Annotated in this window: 18 protein-coding genes; 6 read left to right on the forward strand and 12 right to left on the reverse strand. The window is 65.1% G+C overall.

Going from position 1 to position 17238, the window contains the following annotated elements; translation table 11 throughout:
• Nucleotides 1–91: 91 nt before the first annotated feature.
• The 5 genes from IC761_RS24860 (at nt 92) to IC761_RS24880 (ending at nt 4871) form a co-directional block, all read left to right on the forward strand.
• On the forward strand, nt 92–301 hold the full coding sequence (locus IC761_RS24860) for a ferredoxin (protein ID WP_195799324.1): 210 nt from the start codon (nt 92–94) through the stop codon (nt 299–301).
• 65 nt (nt 302–366) lie between these two features.
• A complete protein-coding gene (locus IC761_RS24865) occupies nt 367–1587 on the forward strand; it encodes a cytochrome P450 (RefSeq protein WP_195799325.1) in 1221 nt (406 codons plus the stop codon).
• A gap of 32 nt (nt 1588–1619) precedes the next feature.
• Nucleotides 1620–2942 carry an MFS transporter gene (locus IC761_RS24870; RefSeq protein WP_195799326.1) on the forward strand — a complete coding sequence of 441 codons (1323 nt, stop codon included), beginning with the start codon at nt 1620–1622 and terminating at the stop codon, nt 2940–2942.
• Nucleotides 2943–2960: 18 nt separating this feature from the next.
• Nucleotides 2961–3620: a sulfite oxidase-like oxidoreductase gene (locus IC761_RS24875; protein ID WP_195799327.1), complete on the forward strand. Its 660-nt coding sequence runs from the start codon at nt 2961–2963 to the stop codon at nt 3618–3620.
• A 27-nt stretch (nt 3621–3647) separates the two neighbouring features.
• Nucleotides 3648–4871, forward strand: coding sequence for a bifunctional alpha/beta hydrolase/OsmC family protein (locus IC761_RS24880; RefSeq protein WP_195799328.1), 1224 nt, complete (start codon nt 3648–3650; stop codon nt 4869–4871).
• Between the two features lie 230 nt (nt 4872–5101).
• On the opposite strand, the gene pdxR is transcribed toward IC761_RS24880, so the two are convergent.
• Complete coding sequence (gene pdxR, locus IC761_RS24885; RefSeq protein WP_195799329.1) at nt 5102–6550, reverse strand: MocR-like pyridoxine biosynthesis transcription factor PdxR; 1449 nt, start codon at nt 6548–6550, stop codon at nt 5102–5104.
• An 82-nt stretch (nt 6551–6632) separates the two neighbouring features.
• Here pdxR and IC761_RS24890 point away from each other — a divergent pair, with 82 nt between their 5' ends.
• Nucleotides 6633–7550: a DMT family transporter gene (locus IC761_RS24890; RefSeq protein ID WP_195799330.1), complete on the forward strand. Its 918-nt coding sequence runs from the start codon at nt 6633–6635 to the stop codon at nt 7548–7550.
• Here the strand turns inward: IC761_RS24890 and IC761_RS24895 are convergent.
• The 11 genes from IC761_RS24895 to IC761_RS24945 all read right to left on the reverse strand — a co-directional run bounded on the left by IC761_RS24895 (nt 7529) and on the right by IC761_RS24945 (nt 17091).
• On the reverse strand, nt 7529–8584 hold the full coding sequence (locus IC761_RS24895; protein ID WP_195799331.1) for a YeeE/YedE family protein: 1056 nt from the start codon (nt 8582–8584) through the stop codon (nt 7529–7531). The two genes, IC761_RS24890 and IC761_RS24895, sit on opposite strands and share 22 nt — an antisense overlap.
• A gap of 114 nt (nt 8585–8698) precedes the next feature.
• The gene (locus tag IC761_RS24900) at nt 8699–9703 is read right to left on the reverse strand and encodes a quinone oxidoreductase family protein (RefSeq protein ID WP_195799332.1); all 1005 of its coding nucleotides are present in this window, start codon (nt 9701–9703) and stop codon (nt 8699–8701) included.
• Between the two features lie 64 nt (nt 9704–9767).
• Entirely contained in the window at nt 9768–11099 is a 1332-nt protein-coding gene (gene paaK / locus IC761_RS24905) for a phenylacetate--CoA ligase PaaK (RefSeq protein ID WP_195799333.1), read from the reverse strand.
• Nucleotides 11100–11127: 28 nt separating this feature from the next.
• Complete coding sequence (paaI, locus tag IC761_RS24910; RefSeq protein WP_195799334.1) at nt 11128–11577, reverse strand: hydroxyphenylacetyl-CoA thioesterase PaaI; 450 nt, start codon at nt 11575–11577, stop codon at nt 11128–11130.
• Between the two features lie 50 nt (nt 11578–11627).
• Entirely contained in the window at nt 11628–12710 is a 1083-nt protein-coding gene (paaE, locus tag IC761_RS24915) for a 1,2-phenylacetyl-CoA epoxidase subunit PaaE (protein WP_195799335.1), read from the reverse strand.
• Nucleotides 12711–12712: 2 nt separating this feature from the next.
• On the reverse strand, nt 12713–13216 hold the full coding sequence (gene paaD / locus IC761_RS24920; RefSeq protein ID WP_195799336.1) for a 1,2-phenylacetyl-CoA epoxidase subunit PaaD: 504 nt from the start codon (nt 13214–13216) through the stop codon (nt 12713–12715).
• A complete protein-coding gene (gene paaC / locus IC761_RS24925; RefSeq protein ID WP_195799337.1) occupies nt 13210–13986 on the reverse strand; it encodes a 1,2-phenylacetyl-CoA epoxidase subunit PaaC in 777 nt (258 codons plus the stop codon). The genes paaD and paaC overlap by 7 nt, the downstream gene beginning before the upstream one ends.
• Entirely contained in the window at nt 13986–14273 is a 288-nt protein-coding gene (gene paaB / locus IC761_RS24930; RefSeq protein ID WP_195799338.1) for a 1,2-phenylacetyl-CoA epoxidase subunit PaaB, read from the reverse strand. The genes paaC and paaB overlap by 1 nt, the downstream gene beginning before the upstream one ends.
• A gap of 10 nt (nt 14274–14283) precedes the next feature.
• Nucleotides 14284–15276 (reverse strand): 1,2-phenylacetyl-CoA epoxidase subunit PaaA, encoded by a 993-nt coding sequence (gene paaA / locus IC761_RS24935; protein WP_195799339.1) that lies wholly within the window; start codon nt 15274–15276, stop codon nt 14284–14286.
• Nucleotides 15277–15352: 76 nt separating this feature from the next.
• Entirely contained in the window at nt 15353–16219 is an 867-nt protein-coding gene (gene paaX / locus IC761_RS24940) for a phenylacetic acid degradation operon negative regulatory protein PaaX (protein WP_195799340.1), read from the reverse strand.
• A gap of 101 nt (nt 16220–16320) precedes the next feature.
• Nucleotides 16321–17091, reverse strand: coding sequence for an esterase/lipase family protein (locus IC761_RS24945; RefSeq protein ID WP_195799341.1), 771 nt, complete (start codon nt 17089–17091; stop codon nt 16321–16323).
• Nucleotides 17092–17238: the final 147 nt, after the last annotated feature.

Raw genomic sequence — 17238 nt, forward strand, 5'->3', positions numbered from 1 at the left:
ACTTAAAGTCGCGGCGAATGCCGCCGATAAATTTGACCAGAGGAACGCGCGACGTCTTGCCGACCGCGCGCACACGACCGAGGAAGCCGCCATGACAGAGCGACTGAGGGTTCGCGTCGATCCCGACAAATGCCAGGGCCACGCGCGCTGCAAGGCGCTGGCGCCGGAGCTGTTCGAGCTCGACGAATACGGCAACGCCCATGAGGCCGGCGACGGCATTGTTCCACCGGGCCTCGAGGACAAGGCCTGGCTCGCCAGGTCCAATTGTCCGGAAATCGCAATCGATGTGATCGAGGAGTAGCGCGACTTTGTCCGTACACGCTTGCGTTTGATTTCAGCAAACACCAGCCCTAGGTTTCGCCTGCCATGTCCGACGTCAGCCAACCCGCCGCCCATCCGCCTGTCACCGACTGGGTCAACGATTTCGACCACACTGATCCGCAATGGACGGATGATCCGTTCCCGATCTGGGAGGAATTGCGCGCCACGAGCCCGGTCGTGCACACCGAGCGCTTCCTCGGCTGCTACATGCCGACCACCTATGAGGCGGTGCGCGAGATCGCCAACGACACCGAGCATTTCTCCTCGCGTCGGATCATCGTCCGCGATGTCCGGCCCGAAGTCGCCCGAAACGCGGCCCCGCCGATCACCTCAGATCCGCCTGTGCACAAACCGGCCAAGCAATTGCTGCTGCCGCCGTTCACGCCGGATGCGATGAAGAAGCTCGAGCCGCGGATGCGCGCGATCTGCAACGAGCTGATCGACGGATTCATTGCGGATGGCAAGGTCGACGCCGCAGCGCGCTACAGCAAATACATTCCGGTTCAGGCGATCGCCCACATGCTCGGCATTCCCGAGAGCGACAGCGATCTCTTCATCAACTGGATCCACATGATCCTGGAGCTCGGCATCAAGGACGAGACCAAGCTGCTCCAGGCCGTGCAGGAGATGAGCGCCTATTTCAGGACGCATATCGAGGCGCGTCGATCGAAGCCGACCGACGATCTCATCTCCTATTTGATGAATGCCAAGGACAAGGAAGGTCAGCCGCTGGAGGAGTCCCATGTGCTGGGCTCGCTGCGCCTGCTGCTGATCGCCGGCATCGACACCACCTGGAGCGCGATCGGCTCCTCGCTCTGGCATCTCGCCCGCACGCCGGCCGACCGCGAGCGCCTGATCGCCGAGCCCGCGCTAATCCCGACGGCTGTCGAGGAACTGCTGCGGGCCTATTCGCCGGTGACGATGGCACGCGAGGTGGTGAAGGAGACCACGGTCTCGGGCTGTCCGGTCAAGGCGGGCAACATGGTGCTGCTGTCATTCCCGGCCGCCAACCGCGACCCCAAGATGTTTCCGGACGCTGACAAAGTCGTGATCGACCGGCGGGAGAACCGCCACGCCGCCTTCGGCCTCGGCATCCACCGCTGCGTTGGTTCCAACCTCGCGCGGATGGAGATGCAGGTTGCGCTGGAGGAATGGCTGAAGCGGATTCCGGACTTCCGGCTCGACCCAGCCGGTACCGTGACCTGGTCGCAGGGCACGGTCAGAGGCCCCCGCCAGTTGCCATTTTTGCTGGGAAGGGCGATGTAGGCTCCCAGAGAAAGATTTCTGGGAGGCCGGACGTGACTGAGCAAGCAACCAAACCGGCCTCCGAGCACTTCGACATCGCCGACGCCGAACGGCGGATCAAGGCGATCTTCATCGGCTCGATCGGCAATCTCGTCGAGTGGTATGACTTCTACGCCTATACAGCGTTCGCGCTGTATTTTGCGCCGGCCTTCTTCCCGGGCAACGATCCCGTGGTGCAGCAATTGAACGTCGCCGTGGTATTCGCGGCAACATTCCTGATGCGCCCGCTCGGCGGCTGGCTGTTCGGCTATATCGCGGATCATTTCGGCCGACGCATCTCGCTGACGCTGTCGGTCGTCTTCATGTGCTTCGGCTCGCTGATCATCGCGCTGACGCCGACCTTCGCCACGATCGGCTTCGCCGCGCCGGTGATCCTGGCGCTCGCTCGCGTCATCGAGGGCCTCAGCCTCGGCGGTGAGTACGGCGCCAGCGCCACTTATCTGAGCGAGGTCGCCGATCCCAAGCATCGCGGCTTTTATTCGAGCTTCCAATACGTCACCCTGATCGGCGGCCAGCTCACCGCGATCATCGTGCTGCTGCTCCTGCAAAAGGTCTTCCTCACGCCCGAGGAATTGAGGGCCTGGGGCTGGCGCATCCCGTTCGCGATCGGCGCGGGGCTTGCGATCTTCGCTGCGGTGATGCGGCGTGGCCTGCATGAGACCGAGGCGTTCGAGGAGGCCAAGAAGATCGTCAAGCCGACCGGCTCGATCACCAACCTGCTGCAATATCCGCGCGAGCTTTTGCTGGTGGTCGGCCTCACCGCCGGCGGCACGGCCGCATTCTACACCTTCACCACCTACATGCAGACCTTCGTCAAGCTCTCGGTCGGGCTGACCGAGGACCAGACCACTTTCGTGATCTTCGGCACGCTGATCTTCGCGACCATCCTCCAGCCGATCTATGGCGCGATCTCCGACAAGATCGGACGCAAGCCGCTTTTGATTTTCTTCGGCATCGCCGGCACGCTCGCGACCGTGCCGCTGCTGATGACGCTGAAGGAGACCAAGTCGCCGTTCACGGCGTTCATCCTGATCTGCGCCGCCTGGCTGTTCGTCGCCGGTTACACCTCGATCAACGCGGTGGTGAAGGCCGAGCTGTTCCCGACCAATGTCCGCGCGCTGGGCGTCGGCCTGCCCTATGCGATCACGGTCTCGATCTTCGGCGGCACGGCGCCGGCGATCGCGCTCTATTTCAAGAGCATCGGGCACGAGGAGTGGTTCTACTATTATCTCGCCGGCGTCATCTGCCTGTCGCTGATCATTTATTCCACCATGCGCGATACCAAGCACGCCTCCGCGATGCATCGACACGAGTAACTCATTTTCGAGCAGATCATGGCCGACGAGACGCCATCCGACAGCAAGCTGACGCGCACCAAGGAGAAGTGGGCGCGTGAGGGCCGTTTCCTCACCGGCAAGGTCACGCGCCCGGAGGACCAGCGTCTGCCGCCCGGGCAGCACCTCACCAAGGATTGGCCGGTGCTCGATCTCGGCGTCGTGCCGCCGGTGTCGCGCGAGCGCTGGCGGCTCGATGTCTATGGCGCGATCGAAAATCCCCTGTTCTGGACCTATGCGGAGTTCGCCGCACAGAAGCAGGCGCAGTTCACGTCCGACATCCACTGCGTGACGACCTGGTCGCGCTACGACAACCAGTGGGAAGGGCTCGCGACACGCGAGCTGCTGGCCGCCTGCCAGCCGCGCGAGGATGCGCGCTTCGTGGTGCTGCATTCCTACGACGGCTACACCACCAACCTCGCGCTGGACGACTTTGCCGCCGAGGACGCGCTGCTTGCCCATAGCTGGTCGGGTGAGCCGCTGTCGGACGAGCATGGCGGCCCGGTGCGGCTCGTCGTGCCGCACCTGTATTTCTGGAAGAGCGCCAAATGGCTCCAGGCGATCGAATTCGTGACTGAGGATGCGCCGGGCTTTTGGGAGGTCCGCGGCTATCATAACCGCGGTGATCCCTGGGCCGAGCAGCGCTATTCAGGCGACTAGGTTTCAAAACGCAAACGGGGGAGGCCCATGCCGACAGAACGCTTCCAATTCACCGGCGAAGGCGGTCATCAGCTCGCGGCCGCGCTGGAGCTGCCGGACGGCGAGCCTTTGGCCTACGCGCTGTTCGCGCATTGCTTCACGTGCGGCAAGGACACGCTGGCGGCCAAACGCATCTCGGTCGCGCTCGCGGCGAGGCGCATCGCGGTGCTGCGCTTCGATTTTACCGGGCTCGGCTCCAGCGAGGGCGATTTCGCCAATTCGACGTTCTCCTCCAACGTCGCCGATCTCGTGCACGCGGCCGATCATCTGCGCACGACCCGCAAGGCGCCGTCGATCCTGATCGGTCACAGCCTTGGCGGCGCCGCGATCCTGGCTACGGCCGGCAAGATTCCGGAAGCGAAGGCCATCGTGACAATCGCAGCGCCATCCGATCCCGCCCACGTGACCGGCCTGTTTAGGGAGCATGTCGACGCGATCCGCGCGCAGGGCGAGGTGGAAGTGTCGCTTGCCGGACGGCCATTCCGGATCAAGCGCGAATTCCTCGACGACATCGTCGAGCACGAGCTGATCAAGGATGTCACCGGCCTGCACAAGGCACTGCTGGTGATGCATTCGCCGGTCGACGACACCGTCGGCATCGACAACGCGACCAGGATTTTCGTTGCGGCCAAGCACCCCAAGAGCTTTGTCTCGCTCGACCATGCCGATCATCTCCTGACCAGGCCGGCCGACGCGCTCTATGCCGCCGATGTCATTACCGCCTGGGCGAGCCGCTACGTCGATGCAGCAAAGCCGGCGACGACAACCGATTCGTCGGAAGCGCCGCGGCGGGTCATCGTGCAGGAGACCCGCAAGAGCAAGTTCAACCAGATCATCTCGGTCGGGCCGCACCGCCTCGTGGCGGACGAGCCGGTCGCAGCCGGTGGCGAGGATGCCGGCCCCGGGCCCTACGATTTCCTGCTCGCCGGCTTAGGTGCCTGCACGTCCATGACGATGCGGCTCTATGCCGACCGCAAGTCGCTGCCGCTCGACCGCGTCACGGTCACGCTGAAGCATTCCAAGATCTATGCCAGGGATTGCGAGGAGTGCGAGACGAAAGAGGGCATGCTCGACCAGATCGAGCGCGACATCGCGATGGAGGGCGCGCTCGACGCCGACCAGCGCAAGAGGCTGATGGAGATCGCCGACAAATGTCCGGTGCACCGGACATTGACGTCGGAGATCCGCATCGTGACGAAGGCGGTGGGCTAGCGCCTATTGGGCCCCGTCCAACAAAAACGCGAAAACAACCCCATGCACAGTAGCGGTGATAGAAGAATCAACAGCTTGTGCGGGCAACCGCGAGGCAGTTTGACTCGTCGGGCAAAACAGGGGTAGAATGCTATTATTCCGAAATCGTCCGCGTTCTTCCCGCGCGAGGCGACATGGCGCTGCCAACGGTCGCCGGCGGCGAAATCTGGTTTCGCGCCAAGACTCCCGGACTAGAAGCATGACGCCATCGTTCGCACCGCCGCGCTGATCTCGCTCTCGCGCCAGGCTGCAAAGCCGAGCAGCAAGCCGTGATCGCACGGTTTTCCGAGCGCCAGACTGGACAAGGCGCGCGTCTCGACCCCCGCCGCGATAAGCCGCTTCACCGCGGCCTGATCTGCGGTGCCGCGCCTGAGGCGCGCGACGAGCTGGATACCGCCGGTGGGGACTTCGACCGAAAGCACCTCGCCGAGATGGCGTCGCAGTCCCTCGACGAGGTGGTCGCGCCGCGCGTGATAGAGTCGCCGCATCCGCCTTATATGCGCAAGAAATTGGCCATCGGCGATGAACTCGGCGAGCGCGTCCTGGATGTGGCTGGAGGCGATCAGCCCGATATGCCGCTGCGCAATTTCGAGCGTAGCGACCATCGCCGGCGGCACGACGAGATAGCCGAGCCGGATATCCGACGTCATCGCCTTCGAGAAGGTGCCGACATAGAACACGCGTCCATGGACATCGAGCCCCTGCAAGGCCGGCACCGGCCGGCTGTCATAATGAAATTCGCCATCATAGTCGTCCTCCACGATCCAGGTCTTGCCGGGCCGGCTCAGGCTGAGAAGTTCGGTGCGGCGGGCAAGCGACATCAACCGTCCGGTGGGATGCTGATGCGTCGGCGTCATGAACATCAGCGCTGGCGGCGCGGCTTTCGGCATCCGTTGCATGCCCTGCTCGTCCAGCCGCACGCCGGTCACGCGCGCGCCGGTCGCATGGAAGGCGGCGGCAGCACCGGGATAGCCGGGATCCTCGACCCAGACGTCATCACCGCGCGAGATGACGGTCGCCGCAATCAGGGTCAGCGCGGCCTGCGCGCTCGGCAAAATCATGATCTGGTCGGCGGTGGCGCGGACACCCCTGCTGGTCGCGAGATAATGCGCCAACACCTCGCGCAGCCGCGGCCGGTTGACCGGGCCGAGCTCGCGCCGTGCCGCCCGCACCGCGCTGCGGCGCAGGCAGCGCGCCCAGACCTCGTTCGGAAACTCCCTGGCATCGCCATGCCCCGGGCGCAGCGGCCGCAGCGGCGCCTGATAGGACATTGGCCAGTCGGTCTGCGTGAGCTTCGCGGCCCACGGCGACAGCCGCGGCCTGGTCGCGCGTGCCTGCGGCTTCGCGGCGCCCGCTCCCTGGACAGCGTCGCCGCCATCAGCCATCGCCACCGGCCGCCGCCCGTGCGACGCCACCAGATATCCTTCGGCGGCGAGCTGCTCAAAGGCATAGGTGACGGTGTTGCGGGACACGCCGAGATCGCTCGCGAGCTGCCGGCTCGACGGCAACGCGCGGCCCCTGCCGATACGGCCACTTCCGATCAGGCCCCTGAGCTGGCTCGTCAACTGCGCCGTCAGCCCGTGCTCGCCTGATCGCTTCAGCTCGATCAGCCCGGCGATCGTGTCGTCCGAAACTGGCACCTTATTCCTTCTCGATCTGGCGCTTTTTCAGGAGCCATTCGGGATGCTATCCGCAGCATCGGACTGCTTCAAGGACCTTGCAATGAACTCTCCCCTGTCTCCCCGCACAGCCGTCGGCCTCTTCCTGATCGTCGTCTTGGCCTGGGGTGTGAACTGGTCGATCACGAAGCAACTGGTCCAGTTCCTTCCGCCACTATGGACTTCGGCGATCCGGAGCTGGATCGCGCTGGCTGGACTGTTCGTGATCCTCGGGCTCAGCAACAATCTGATGATCCCGGAGCGGCGCGACATTCCGGTGGTCCTGAGCGTGGCGCTGTTGCACATGACGGTGTTCTCTGTCCTGGTTGCGGCCGGTGTGCGCTTCCTCCCCGCGAGCAAGGCCATCGTGCTCGGCTACACCACGCCGCTCTGGGTCGCGATCGCCGCGCCTCTGCTCGGGAAAGACACGCTGACGGCGCCAAAGCTCGCCGGCGCCCTGCTCGGGCTGATTGGGCTAGCCGTGATCCTGAACCCGGCATCGATCGACTGGACCAATGCGAACGTCCTGCTCGGCGCCGGCATGGTGATCCTGGCCGCGATCTCCTGGGCCGCGAACATCATCTATATCCGCGCGCATCGCTGGATCGCCTCCCCGCTCCAGCTCCTGATCTGGCAGGTGCTCGTGGCGACGATCGTGCTGACAGCGTCGGCGGTGGTCGTGGATGGCCTGCCGCACGTGCAGTGGTCGTGGAAGCTCGTGCTGCTGTTTCTGTATTCCGGCCTGATCGGAACAGCGCTGGCCTATTGGGCGATGTCGATGGTCAACAAGAGCATCTCGGCGCTGACGACGTCGCTCGGCACCACCGCCACGCCGCTGGTCGGCATCGCCAGTGCCGCGATCCTGCTCGGTGAGCCCATCGACATGAGTCTGGCGGCTGCGGCCGGACTGATCGTCACCGGCATTGGCCTGGCGACTTTGGGCGACCGGCTGCTGCGCCGTCAGGCCGTCGCGAGAGGCTGAACGCGGAGCATGCCGCGAAGGCCTGCCGTTGTGCCCGACAGGATGCCGGCGACCGCGACGAACGACGCCAGCGCCAGCGTCGACACGCCGGTGAGCCCCTGCCCGATCGAGCAGCCGAACGCCATCACGCCGCCGATACCCATCAGCGCCGCGCCGCTCGCTGAACGCAGCATGTGGCGCGGCGAGGAATAACCTTCGAGCTTGAAGCGGCCCGTGGCGAGCGCCGTCACCAGGCTGCCGGCGAACACGCCGGCCACAGTCGCGATGCCAAAATTCAGCGTCAGGCCGGTCGAGAGCATGGCGTATTGCAGCGTGTCCGCAATCGGCGCGACGAAAGTGAGCGACGTCACCGGCACCGGATTGAAATCATCGGCGCCGAGATAGCCGGTGACGAACCAGCCGCCGGCGACGAGGAGACCGACGATCATTCCGGCCGCAATCTGGCCCGGGGAACGGCGGAATGCCGGATGCGCGAACGCGAACAGAAGGAGTGCGACGACAATCGCGGCCGCGGCGAGCGCGCGCGAAAATGCTTCGCCAGCCCCGAGCGTCACCAGCAGCGACGGTAGCGAATTCGCATTGACGGCGGTCTGCGAGACCTGAACCAGCGCAATACGGGCCGGCGCAATCAGGCCCTTGAGCGTCATCTGCGCGGCAATCGCGAGCACGGTCACGACGACGAAGGAGCGGAGATTGCCGCGCCCGAGCAGCACCAGCGCGCGCGAGCCGCAGCCATTCGACAGCACCATGCCGTAGCCGAACAAGAGGCCGCCGAGGAACAGCACCGGCACCGAAAAATTCTGCTGCAAATAGATCGACTTGCCGAGGTCGACCATGCGACCTCCGGCGAGGAACTGGCTCGCGGCAATCGCAACGGCGATCGCGAGCGCATAGGTCCGCACCAGCCGTTCGTCGCCCTTCGCGAGCCAGCCGCGCATGCTGCTCATGAGGCAGAAACCGCTGAGCAGGCCGACGGCACCATAGATCAGCCCAATGGCGAAGCCGGCGAGGATGACGAGTTGGCTGGATTCCATCAGTTGTTCTCAGGTCTCTCGCCATTCTCCGTCATTGCGAGCGCGGCGAAGCAATCAGAATCTTTCCACGGCGACAGTCTGGATCGCTTCGCTGCGCCCGGAATGACGGGTGTATTACGGCTTCAGGATCACCCGGTCGCGCGATGAGCCGGCGACGGCGACATAGGCCTGCCTGGCGCGCTCGAGCGGATAGACCGCATTCGGCTTGATCGGGAATGGCTTCAGGTGGCCGCTGGCAAAGCCGGGACCGAGATCGCGCAGCACATCTCCTGTCGCGGCAGAGGACAGGCCGAGCGTGTCGATGCCGACATAGGTGTGCTGCCCGCGGTAGAATTCGAGGATGTTGAACTGGACGATGCGGTCGATCGCGGCAATGAAGATCTGACGGCCACGCAAGGCGAGTGACTTGTGCGCGGCCTGAAAATAGGGATCGCCCACGGTGTTGAAAATGATGTCAGCGCCCTTGCCGACGGTCACTTCGCGCACGTGCGCGGCAACGTCGGTGGCGGACGCATCGATCACCTCGACCGGCGCGTTGGCGTGGCCTTCATAGGCCTCCGCCTTGCGCACCACGCCGATGACACGGGCGCCCTGCCAGGTCGCGATCTGCACCGCGGCCTGGCCGACCTTGCCGTTGACGCCGAACACAAGAACAGTCTCGCCGGGTTTGGGAATGCCGGCGCGACGAAAGCCTTCCATCGCGGTGACGAAGGGCACGCCGATGCCGGCGGCCTCCTCCCACGACACGGTCTTCGGCTTCTCCACGACCGCGTCAGCCTCGACCACAAGATGGGTTGCATGCGTGCCGTCGCGGCGGATGCCGAGATCGCCGGAGGAGCCGAACAGCTCCCGGCCGAGCGTGCCGGCCGGTCCGTCGATCACCACGCCGGCGTAATCGCGGCCTGGCGTGCGCGGGAAAACGGCATAGGGCATCAGCCCGGTCGCGGCCTTGACGTCAGACGGATTGACGGCCGCGGCCTTGACCTCGATCAGGAGATCGTTCGGACCGCGCGCGAGCGTATGACGCTCGACAACCGGCGCAATCGCAGCGGCGTCTTTGGCCTTGGCAGTGAGGCGCACACAGCGCGCTTCGACGGTTTTGGGATCGGCTGGAGACATGGAAAGACCCGCGGTTTCTCGCGGGCCTTGTCGCCCCTGGGGGCGGTCAAGTCAATCCGTCAAGTCAGTCCTTGGGCCGCTTGTCGTAGAGCCGCTTGGCCTTGCCGAGCGAGCGCTCCAGCGTGGCGGGGGCGACCACCCGGACGTTGGAGCTGATGCCGATCGTGTTCTTGATCTGGGTCGAGATCCCTTCGGCATGGTCGAGGAGGCCGCGGCCGTCCCAGCTCTCGGGCCGCGCCTCGGCGATGATGGTCAATTCGTCCATGCGGCCCTCGCGGGTCAATTCGAGGATGAAGTGGCCGCCGCACCAGTCGGTCGCGAGCAGCACCTCCTCGATCTGGGTCGGGAACAGATTGACGCCGCGCAGGATGATCATGTCGTCCGAGCGGCCCGTCACCTTCTCCATCCGCCGCATGCCCGGCCGCGCCGTCCCCGGCAGCAGCCGCGTCAAATCGCGGGTGCGATAGCGGATCACCGGAAACGCTTCCTTGGTGAGCGAGGTGAAGACCAGCTCGCCCTTCTCGCCATCCGGCAGCACCGCGCCGGTCACGGGATCAATCACCTCGGGATAGAAATGATCCTCCCAGATGTGCAGGCCGTCCTTGCTCTCGATGCATTCCTGCGCGACGCCGGGGCCGATCACCTCGGAGAGGCCGTAGATGTCGGTGGCATCCATGTCGAAGGCCTCCTCGATCTCGCCGCGCATGGCGTTGGTCCAGGGCTCGGCCCCGAAGATGCCGACCTTGAGCGAGCACTGCCGCGGATCGAGCTTCTGGCGCTTGAACTCGTCGAGGATCGCCAGCATGTAGCTCGGCGTCACCGTGATGATATCAGGGCGGAAATCGTTGATGAGCTGCACCTGCCGCTCGGTCATGCCGCCCGAGATCGGCACCACGGTGCAGCCGAGCTTTTCCGCGCCGTAGTGCACCCCGAGCCCACCGGTGAAGAGGCCATAGCCATAGGCGTTGTGGATGATCATGCCGGTGCGGCCGCCGGCGGCACGGATCGAGCGCGCCATCACCTCAGACCAGGTGTCGATGTCGGCTCGCGTATAGCCGACCACGATCGGCTTGCCTGTCGTGCCGGAGGACGCATGCACGCGCACCAGCTTTTCGCGCGGCACGGCGAACATGTTGAACGGGTAGTTGTCGCGCAGGTCCGTCTTCACCGTGAACGGAAATTTCGCAAGATCGGACAGTTCGCGAAAGTCGGACGGATGCGCGCCAGCCTTGTCGAAGGCTTTGCGGTAATGCCCGACATTGTCGTAGGCGTGCTTCAGCGACCAGGCCAGCCGCTGCGTCTGCAAGGCCTTGATCTCGTCACGGGACGCGCGCTCATGCGCGTCCATCTCCGGACTATAGGTGTTGCCACCTTCCTTGAGCCTGGTCAGAGCCATCCTCGTTTCCCCACATTGGTGTTCTTCTTTATCGATCCTGCACCGGCAGCCAGGTGCCGGGGATGACACGTGAGTGCCCGCGGAATTCCGCGATGACGGTGTCGCCTGCGGTGACGCGCACATCGTAGATGCCGGAGCGACCGCTGCGGGTGACTTCGCGCGCCTTCGCAACGAGCCGGTCGCCGAGCCTGCCCGGCCTGATGAAGGTGATCTGCCCCTGCGCCGCCACCACACGGTCGTTGTGCGAGTTGCAGGCAAAGGCAAATGCGGAATCGGCGAGCGTAAAGATAAAGCCGCCATGGGCGATGCGCTGGCCGTTGACCATGTCCGGCCGCACCGTCATTGCGAGCGTCGCGAAGCCGGGGCCGATCTCGACGATCTCCATGCCGAGCCCCTTCGAGGCATCGTCCTCCGCCCACATCGCATCGGCGCAGGCGCGGGCAATATCCTCAGGCGACAGGGCGGCTTTGACGTTCACGCGCTTCTCCCGGTCAACTCTCATGATGTTCTGCCGGATGGCCAACACTGTCAAACATGGTCGTAATCGACCACAACCCGCTCGGAACATGGCTTGGCCTGGCAGGTCAAAACGAAGCCGGCCTTCAGCTCCCAGGGCTCCAGCGAATAATTGAGGTCCATCGGCGCCTCGCCTTCGACCAGCTTGGCCCGGCAGGTCGAGCACATGCCGCCCTTGCAGGCGAAGGGCAGATCGATTCCGGCGCGTAGCGCGGCATCGAGGATCGCCTCGTCCTCCGCGACCGGCACGTCGCGGCGCTTGCCATCGATGATCAGCGAGGCGATCGCCTTCGGCGGCGCGTCGGGCGCAACGATCTTCTTCGGCCGCGGCTTGCCGCCATATTCGGAGACGAAACGTTCGACATGGATGCGGTCCTCGGCGATGCCGAGATCGCGGCAGGTTGCCTCGACCTCCTCGCTCATCGCGACCGGACCACAGACGAAGACATGGTCGATGCTTTCGGCCGGCACCAGCGAGCGCAGCAGCACCCTCACCTTGTCGCGGTCAAGCCGGCCATGCAGGATCGGGATGTCCTGCTCCTCGCCGGAGATGACGTGGAAGATCGAGAGCCGTTCGATGAAGCGGTCCTTCAATTCCTCGAGCGCCTCGAGGAACATGATGTTGTCGGTCGCGCGGTTGCCGTAGAACAGGAAGAAGCGGCTGTCGGGTTCGCGCGCCAGCACGCCCTTGACGATCGACAGGATCGGCGTGATGCCGGAGCCTGCGGCAAAGCCGACATGAACTTGCCCGCCGTCGGCCGGCGGGACCCATCCGAAGCGTCCGGTCGGTGTCATCACCTCGAGCTCATCGCCGCATTTCAGCTCGTCTGCCGCCCAGCTCGAGAACGCACCGCCCTCGACCTTCTTCACGGCAATGCGGATCTCGCCATCGTCAGGGCCTGAGCAGATCGAATAGGAGCGGCGCACCTCCTCCCCGTCGAGTGTGGTGCGGAGCGTGAGATACTGGCCGGGGCTGAAGGCATAATCGCCCGCGAGTTCGCGCGGGATCGCGAAAGTCATCGAGACGGCGTCCGACGCCTCGCGGCGGAGGTCGTTGACGGCCAGGCGATGGAAGCGCGGTGCAGCTGCTGACATGGTCAATGACACTTGAAATAGTCGAAGGGTTCGCGGCAGGCCTTGCAGCGCCACAGCGCCTTGCAGGAGGTCGAGCCGAATTCAGACAGAAGCTCGGTCTTCGCCGAGCCGCATTGCGGGCACGCGACCGCCTGCTCCCCGAACAACGTGCGGCGCGAGTGTGAGGCTTGCGGCGGCGCAATGCCGTAGGCGTGCAGCTTGCGGCGGCCCTCCTCGCTCATCCAGTCCGTGGTCCAGGCCGGCGACAGCACGGTGCGCACCTTGGGATGCCGGAAACCGGCGCGCTCCAGCGCGAGCTCGATTTCGACCGCGATCATGTTCATCGCCGGACAGCCCGAATAGGTCGGGGTGATCGCGACCTCGACGACATCGCCGTCGACGGCAACGTCGCGCAGCACACCAAGGTCGGCGATCGTCAGCACCGGAATTTCGGGGTCGACGACGCTCGCCGCGGCATCCCAGGCGCGCTGGCGCAGATCGGTGTCATGATCGAGCATCGTCACCATGTCAGCCCCGGGAAAGTCCGCTGCATCGATTGCAGCTCCGACAGAAGATGGCCGAGATGCTCGCTGTGGCGGCCGGCGCGGCCGCCCTGCTGCATCCAGTCGTTCTTCGGCAATTCGAGCGTGGCTTCACCGGCGACGTCTGAGAGCGTCGTCAGCCAACGACCGCGCAAGGTGCCGGGATCGATGGCGATGCCGGCATGGATCAGGGCGCGCTCGCTGTCATCGACACCAAACATTTCGCCCGTGAAGGCCCAGAGATGATCGATCGCTCCTTGCGCGCGCGCGTGGCTTTCGTCCGTGCCGTCGCCGAGCCGGACGATCCACTCAGAGGCGTGGCGCAGATGATAAGCAGTCTCCTTCTCCGACTTGGCGGCGATGGCCGCGAGCGTCGCATCGCGCGAAGTCATCATCGCGCGCCAGTAGAGATCGGCGAAGGCGGAATAGAAGAACTGCCGCACCAGGGTCTGGGCAAAGTCGCCGTTCGGCTGCTCGACCAGCAGCAGATTGCGGTACTGCCGGACGTCGCGCAAATACGCGAACTTGTCCTCGTCGTTGTCCTTGCCCTCGACCTTGGCCGCATAGGAGTAGAGCTCGCGGGCCTGGCCGATCAGGTCGAGCGCGATGTTGGAGAGCGCCATGTCCTCTTCCATCATCGGCGCATGCCCGCACCATTCGGACAGCCGGTGGCCGAGGATCAACGCATCATCGGCACGGCGCAGCGCGTACAGAACCAGCGGCGTCTCCGAGATCTGGATGTTGGCGACCGGCATCACATGTGCCCCACGTCTTCGGGCACTTCGTAGAAGGTCGGGTGCCGGTAGATCTTCGATTCCGCCGGCTCGAACATCATGCCCTTCTCGGCGGGATCGCTCGCCGTGATCGCGGTCGACGGCACCACCCAGATCGAGAGGCCCTCGCCGCGGCGGGTGTAGATATCGCGGGCAGCCTGAAGCGCCATGGTGGCATCGTTCGCGTGCAGCGAGCCGACATGCTTGTGCGCGAGCCCGTTGCGGCTGCGAATGAAGACTTCCCACAGCGGCGTGTTCGGCGTGGCCATATTGATCCCTTTATTCGGCAGCTTGCGCGGTCTGGCGATGCGCGCGCTTTGCGGCGTAGGCGGCGGCCGCCTCGCGCACCCAGGCGCCGTCATCATGTGCCTTGCGACGCGCGACCATGCGGTCGCGGTTGCAGGGGCCGTTGCCGGCAAGCACCTGCTTGAATTCCGTCCAGTCGATCTCGCTGTAGCGCCAGTGCCCCTCGGCATCCTGACTCATGCCGGGATCTGGAATATTGAGGCCGAGAAATTGCGCCTGCGGCACGGTGGCATCGACGAACTTCTGGCGCAGCTCGTCGTTCGAGAAGCGCTTGATCTTCCATTTCGTCGAGATGTCGCTGTGCTGGCTGGTGGCATCCGGCGGGCCGAACATCATCAGCACCGGCCACCACCACCGGTTCAGCGCATCCTGCGCCATGGCCTTCTGCTCGTCCGAGCCGCGGCATAGCGTCAGCATGATCTCGTAGCCCTGACGCTGATGGAACGATTCCTCCTTGCAGACGCGGATCATCGCGCGCGCATAGGGGCCGTAGGAGCAGCGACACAGCGGGATCTGATTCATGATCGCGGCGCCATCGACCAGCCAGCCGATGGTGCCGATATCGGCCCAGGTCAGCGTCGGATAGTTGAAGATCGAGGAATATTTGGCCTTGCCGGCGAGCATGGCATCGACCAGCTCCTCGCGCGAGGTGCCGAGCGTCTCGGCGGCGGCATAGAGATAGAGCCCGTGGCCGCACTCGTCCTGCACCTTGGCGAGCAGCGCGGCCTTGCGGCGCAAGGTCGGCGCGCGCGTGATCCAGTTGCCTTCGGGCAGCATGCCGACGATCTCGGAATGGGCGTGCTGGGAGATCTGTCGGGTGAGCGTCTTGCGATAGGCCGCCGGCATCCAGTCGTTCGGCTCGATGCGCTCCTCGGCATCGATGCGGGCCTGGAACTGCGCGGCCCGCGTCGCATCCTCGACGTTGCGGTCGTCGGCCTCGGCCGTATTGAGCGCCTGGGTGTACATGCGCATCCTCCCGAATTGTCGGGAGGCAACATATAACAAAAATTATTTCATGCAAGATATTTCTGTAACATAAAACTCAACTGCCAAATCTCCGTTCCAAGAGCTTCCGCGCCGGCGGCAACGGCCCTTTTTCGTTGGTTCCATGGTCATCCAGCCATTGTTCCGACGGGAGGAGCAGCGCGCGATAGATCTCGCCGCAGAGCTCTCGCGCAGCCCTGCCCGGCCAGTCCGCCGGCAAGAGGCTCTCGGGCAATAGCGGATCGCGCAGCACGACGCGACGGTAATAATGGATCAGCAAAACGCGCGCAGTGAAGGCGTCGGCCTCGGAGAGAGACGCCCCGCGTGCGATGGCGGCGCGCAGCGGCTCGAACATCTTCATGAACTTCAGATAGGCGTCCGCAGTCCGCTCCAATGGCCAGCTCTCGCTGAGTAACCGACGCCCGCTGTCGCCCTCGGCGGAGACTTCGAGGCGGATAGCACCGGCAGCCTCCTCCGGCACCGGCACGCCCGACGGCGCGACCCAGACGCCCGGCAGCGGACTGCCAAAACCGGCATTTCGCAGCGCCTCGCGCGAGGCGTCGCGGTCCTCGCCGTTACCGATCAGCAGCAGCTCGAAACGGCCGGTCCAGCCGGATGGCGGCGGATCGTAGATGTGGCGGGTCGCGGCCTCGAACGTCTGGCGGCCTTTGTCGGCGAGACGATAAAAGCTGTTGCGGCCCACCTTCTCCCGCGTCAGCCAGCCATCGGCCGCAAGCCGCGACATCGCCGTGCGCACCACGCCGCTGTCGATGTCGAGGCCCTCGAAGAATTCCAGCAGCGTGCCGAGCCACACCACACCGCCGCGCGGCACGATGGCGTCGCCGAACACGGTGATGACGATGGAGCCGGTGCGCGACGGCTCGCGCTTGAGCTGGTCGATGATGCGGGAGAGCGGATGCGCCATGCGCGAGGCATAGCGCGTTTGATGCGGGCGGGACAATGGACGGGAGCGACGCTGGCTGCGACGCCGCCTCCCCCGCAAGCGGAGCGAGGCGAAGAAGAGCGCTACCTGTGCGGGTCGGGATAGACCAGGCTGCGCCAGCCGCTGCGGTCGAACGGCCGCCATTCGCCTTCCTGCTGCGCGAGGCGATCGGCGACTGCATAGACCGCGGCGGGGTGATGCCCCATGCCGCAATGGCTGCTGTCGATCTCGATGCTCTCGGTCTCGGCGCCCGTCTTCTCCATGCAGCCCTGCCAGGCGCAGACGCCGTCGGTGCGGCTGAAGATGGCGGTGGTCGGCACCGGCGGCGGCACGGCGAGCTCGCCGCCGAACTGCGGATCGACCTCGTCGGACTTGCGGCCGCTCGCCCATTCATAGACACGCCAGGCATTGGTCGAATGGGGATCACCGGCAAAGGGGCTGCCGAGCGTGATCACCTGGCGAACGCGCTCCGGCATCATCTTGGCGAGCTGGCGCGCATAGAGGCCGCCGAGGCTCCAGCCGACCAGGCTGACCTTGCGGCCGTGCTTGTCGCTGAGCTCCTGGACCAGATCGACCATCGCATCCTGCACGCCCGGGCGCAGGCCGTAATTGCGGCCCTGCCGCCAGCCGCTCTCCGCATAGCCCTTGCTGGTCAGAAACGTGCGCAGCGCGCGCGTCGACACGTCGGAGGCCACGAGGCCCGGCAGCACGAGAACGGGGTGCCCATCACCGCGCGGCGCGAGGCTAAGCAAGGGCAGCGCGCCGAGGAATGCGCCGAACTCGTGGATCGCGCGCCCCTCCAGAAACATCAGAGTGCGGGACGGCGGGCGCAGCGTCTGGGCAGTAGCGGTCATCAACGAATCCCCCGGGAAAGACGCCGGCTCGATGCCGGCAAATGGGCAAGAATTCCAATACGCCGGCTTCTTGAACGTTCCGCAGCGCAGCATGAATCAGGTAGGCGGGCGGTTCCCCACATTCAAGCGGGAGAGACACGAGGCCAC

The organism is Bradyrhizobium commune, from assembly GCF_015624505.1.
GTDB classification, from domain to species: domain Bacteria; phylum Pseudomonadota; class Alphaproteobacteria; order Rhizobiales; family Xanthobacteraceae; genus Bradyrhizobium; species Bradyrhizobium commune.

Coding starts and splice junctions, on each gene's coding strand:
- paaE (WP_195799335.1), bottom strand. CDS start 12,710: ATGTCAGCAGCTGCACCGCGCTTCCATCGCCTGGCCGTCAACGACCTC.
- paaB (WP_195799338.1), bottom strand. CDS start 14,273: ATGGCCACGCCGAACACGCCGCTGTGGGAAGTCTTCATTCGCAGCCGC.
- paaC (WP_195799337.1), bottom strand. CDS start 13,986: ATGCCGGTCGCCAACATCCAGATCTCGGAGACGCCGCTGGTTCTGTAC.
- IC761_RS24865 (WP_195799325.1), top strand. CDS start 367: ATGTCCGACGTCAGCCAACCCGCCGCCCATCCGCCTGTCACCGACTGG.
- paaA (WP_195799339.1), bottom strand. CDS start 15,276: ATGTACACCCAGGCGCTCAATACGGCCGAGGCCGACGACCGCAACGTC.
- IC761_RS24860 (WP_195799324.1), top strand. CDS start 92: ATGACAGAGCGACTGAGGGTTCGCGTCGATCCCGACAAATGCCAGGGC.
- IC761_RS24900 (WP_195799332.1), bottom strand. CDS start 9,703: ATGTCTCCAGCCGATCCCAAAACCGTCGAAGCGCGCTGTGTGCGCCTC.
- paaX (WP_195799340.1), bottom strand. CDS start 16,219: ATGGCGCATCCGCTCTCCCGCATCATCGACCAGCTCAAGCGCGAGCCG.
- paaD (WP_195799336.1), bottom strand. CDS start 13,216: ATGGTGACGATGCTCGATCATGACACCGATCTGCGCCAGCGCGCCTGG.
- paaK (WP_195799333.1), bottom strand. CDS start 11,099: ATGGCTCTGACCAGGCTCAAGGAAGGTGGCAACACCTATAGTCCGGAG.
- IC761_RS24880 (WP_195799328.1), top strand. CDS start 3,648: ATGCCGACAGAACGCTTCCAATTCACCGGCGAAGGCGGTCATCAGCTC.
- IC761_RS24890 (WP_195799330.1), top strand. CDS start 6,633: ATGAACTCTCCCCTGTCTCCCCGCACAGCCGTCGGCCTCTTCCTGATC.
- IC761_RS24895 (WP_195799331.1), bottom strand. CDS start 8,584: ATGGAATCCAGCCAACTCGTCATCCTCGCCGGCTTCGCCATTGGGCTG.
- IC761_RS24875 (WP_195799327.1), top strand. CDS start 2,961: ATGGCCGACGAGACGCCATCCGACAGCAAGCTGACGCGCACCAAGGAG.
- IC761_RS24945 (WP_195799341.1), bottom strand. CDS start 17,091: ATGACCGCTACTGCCCAGACGCTGCGCCCGCCGTCCCGCACTCTGATG.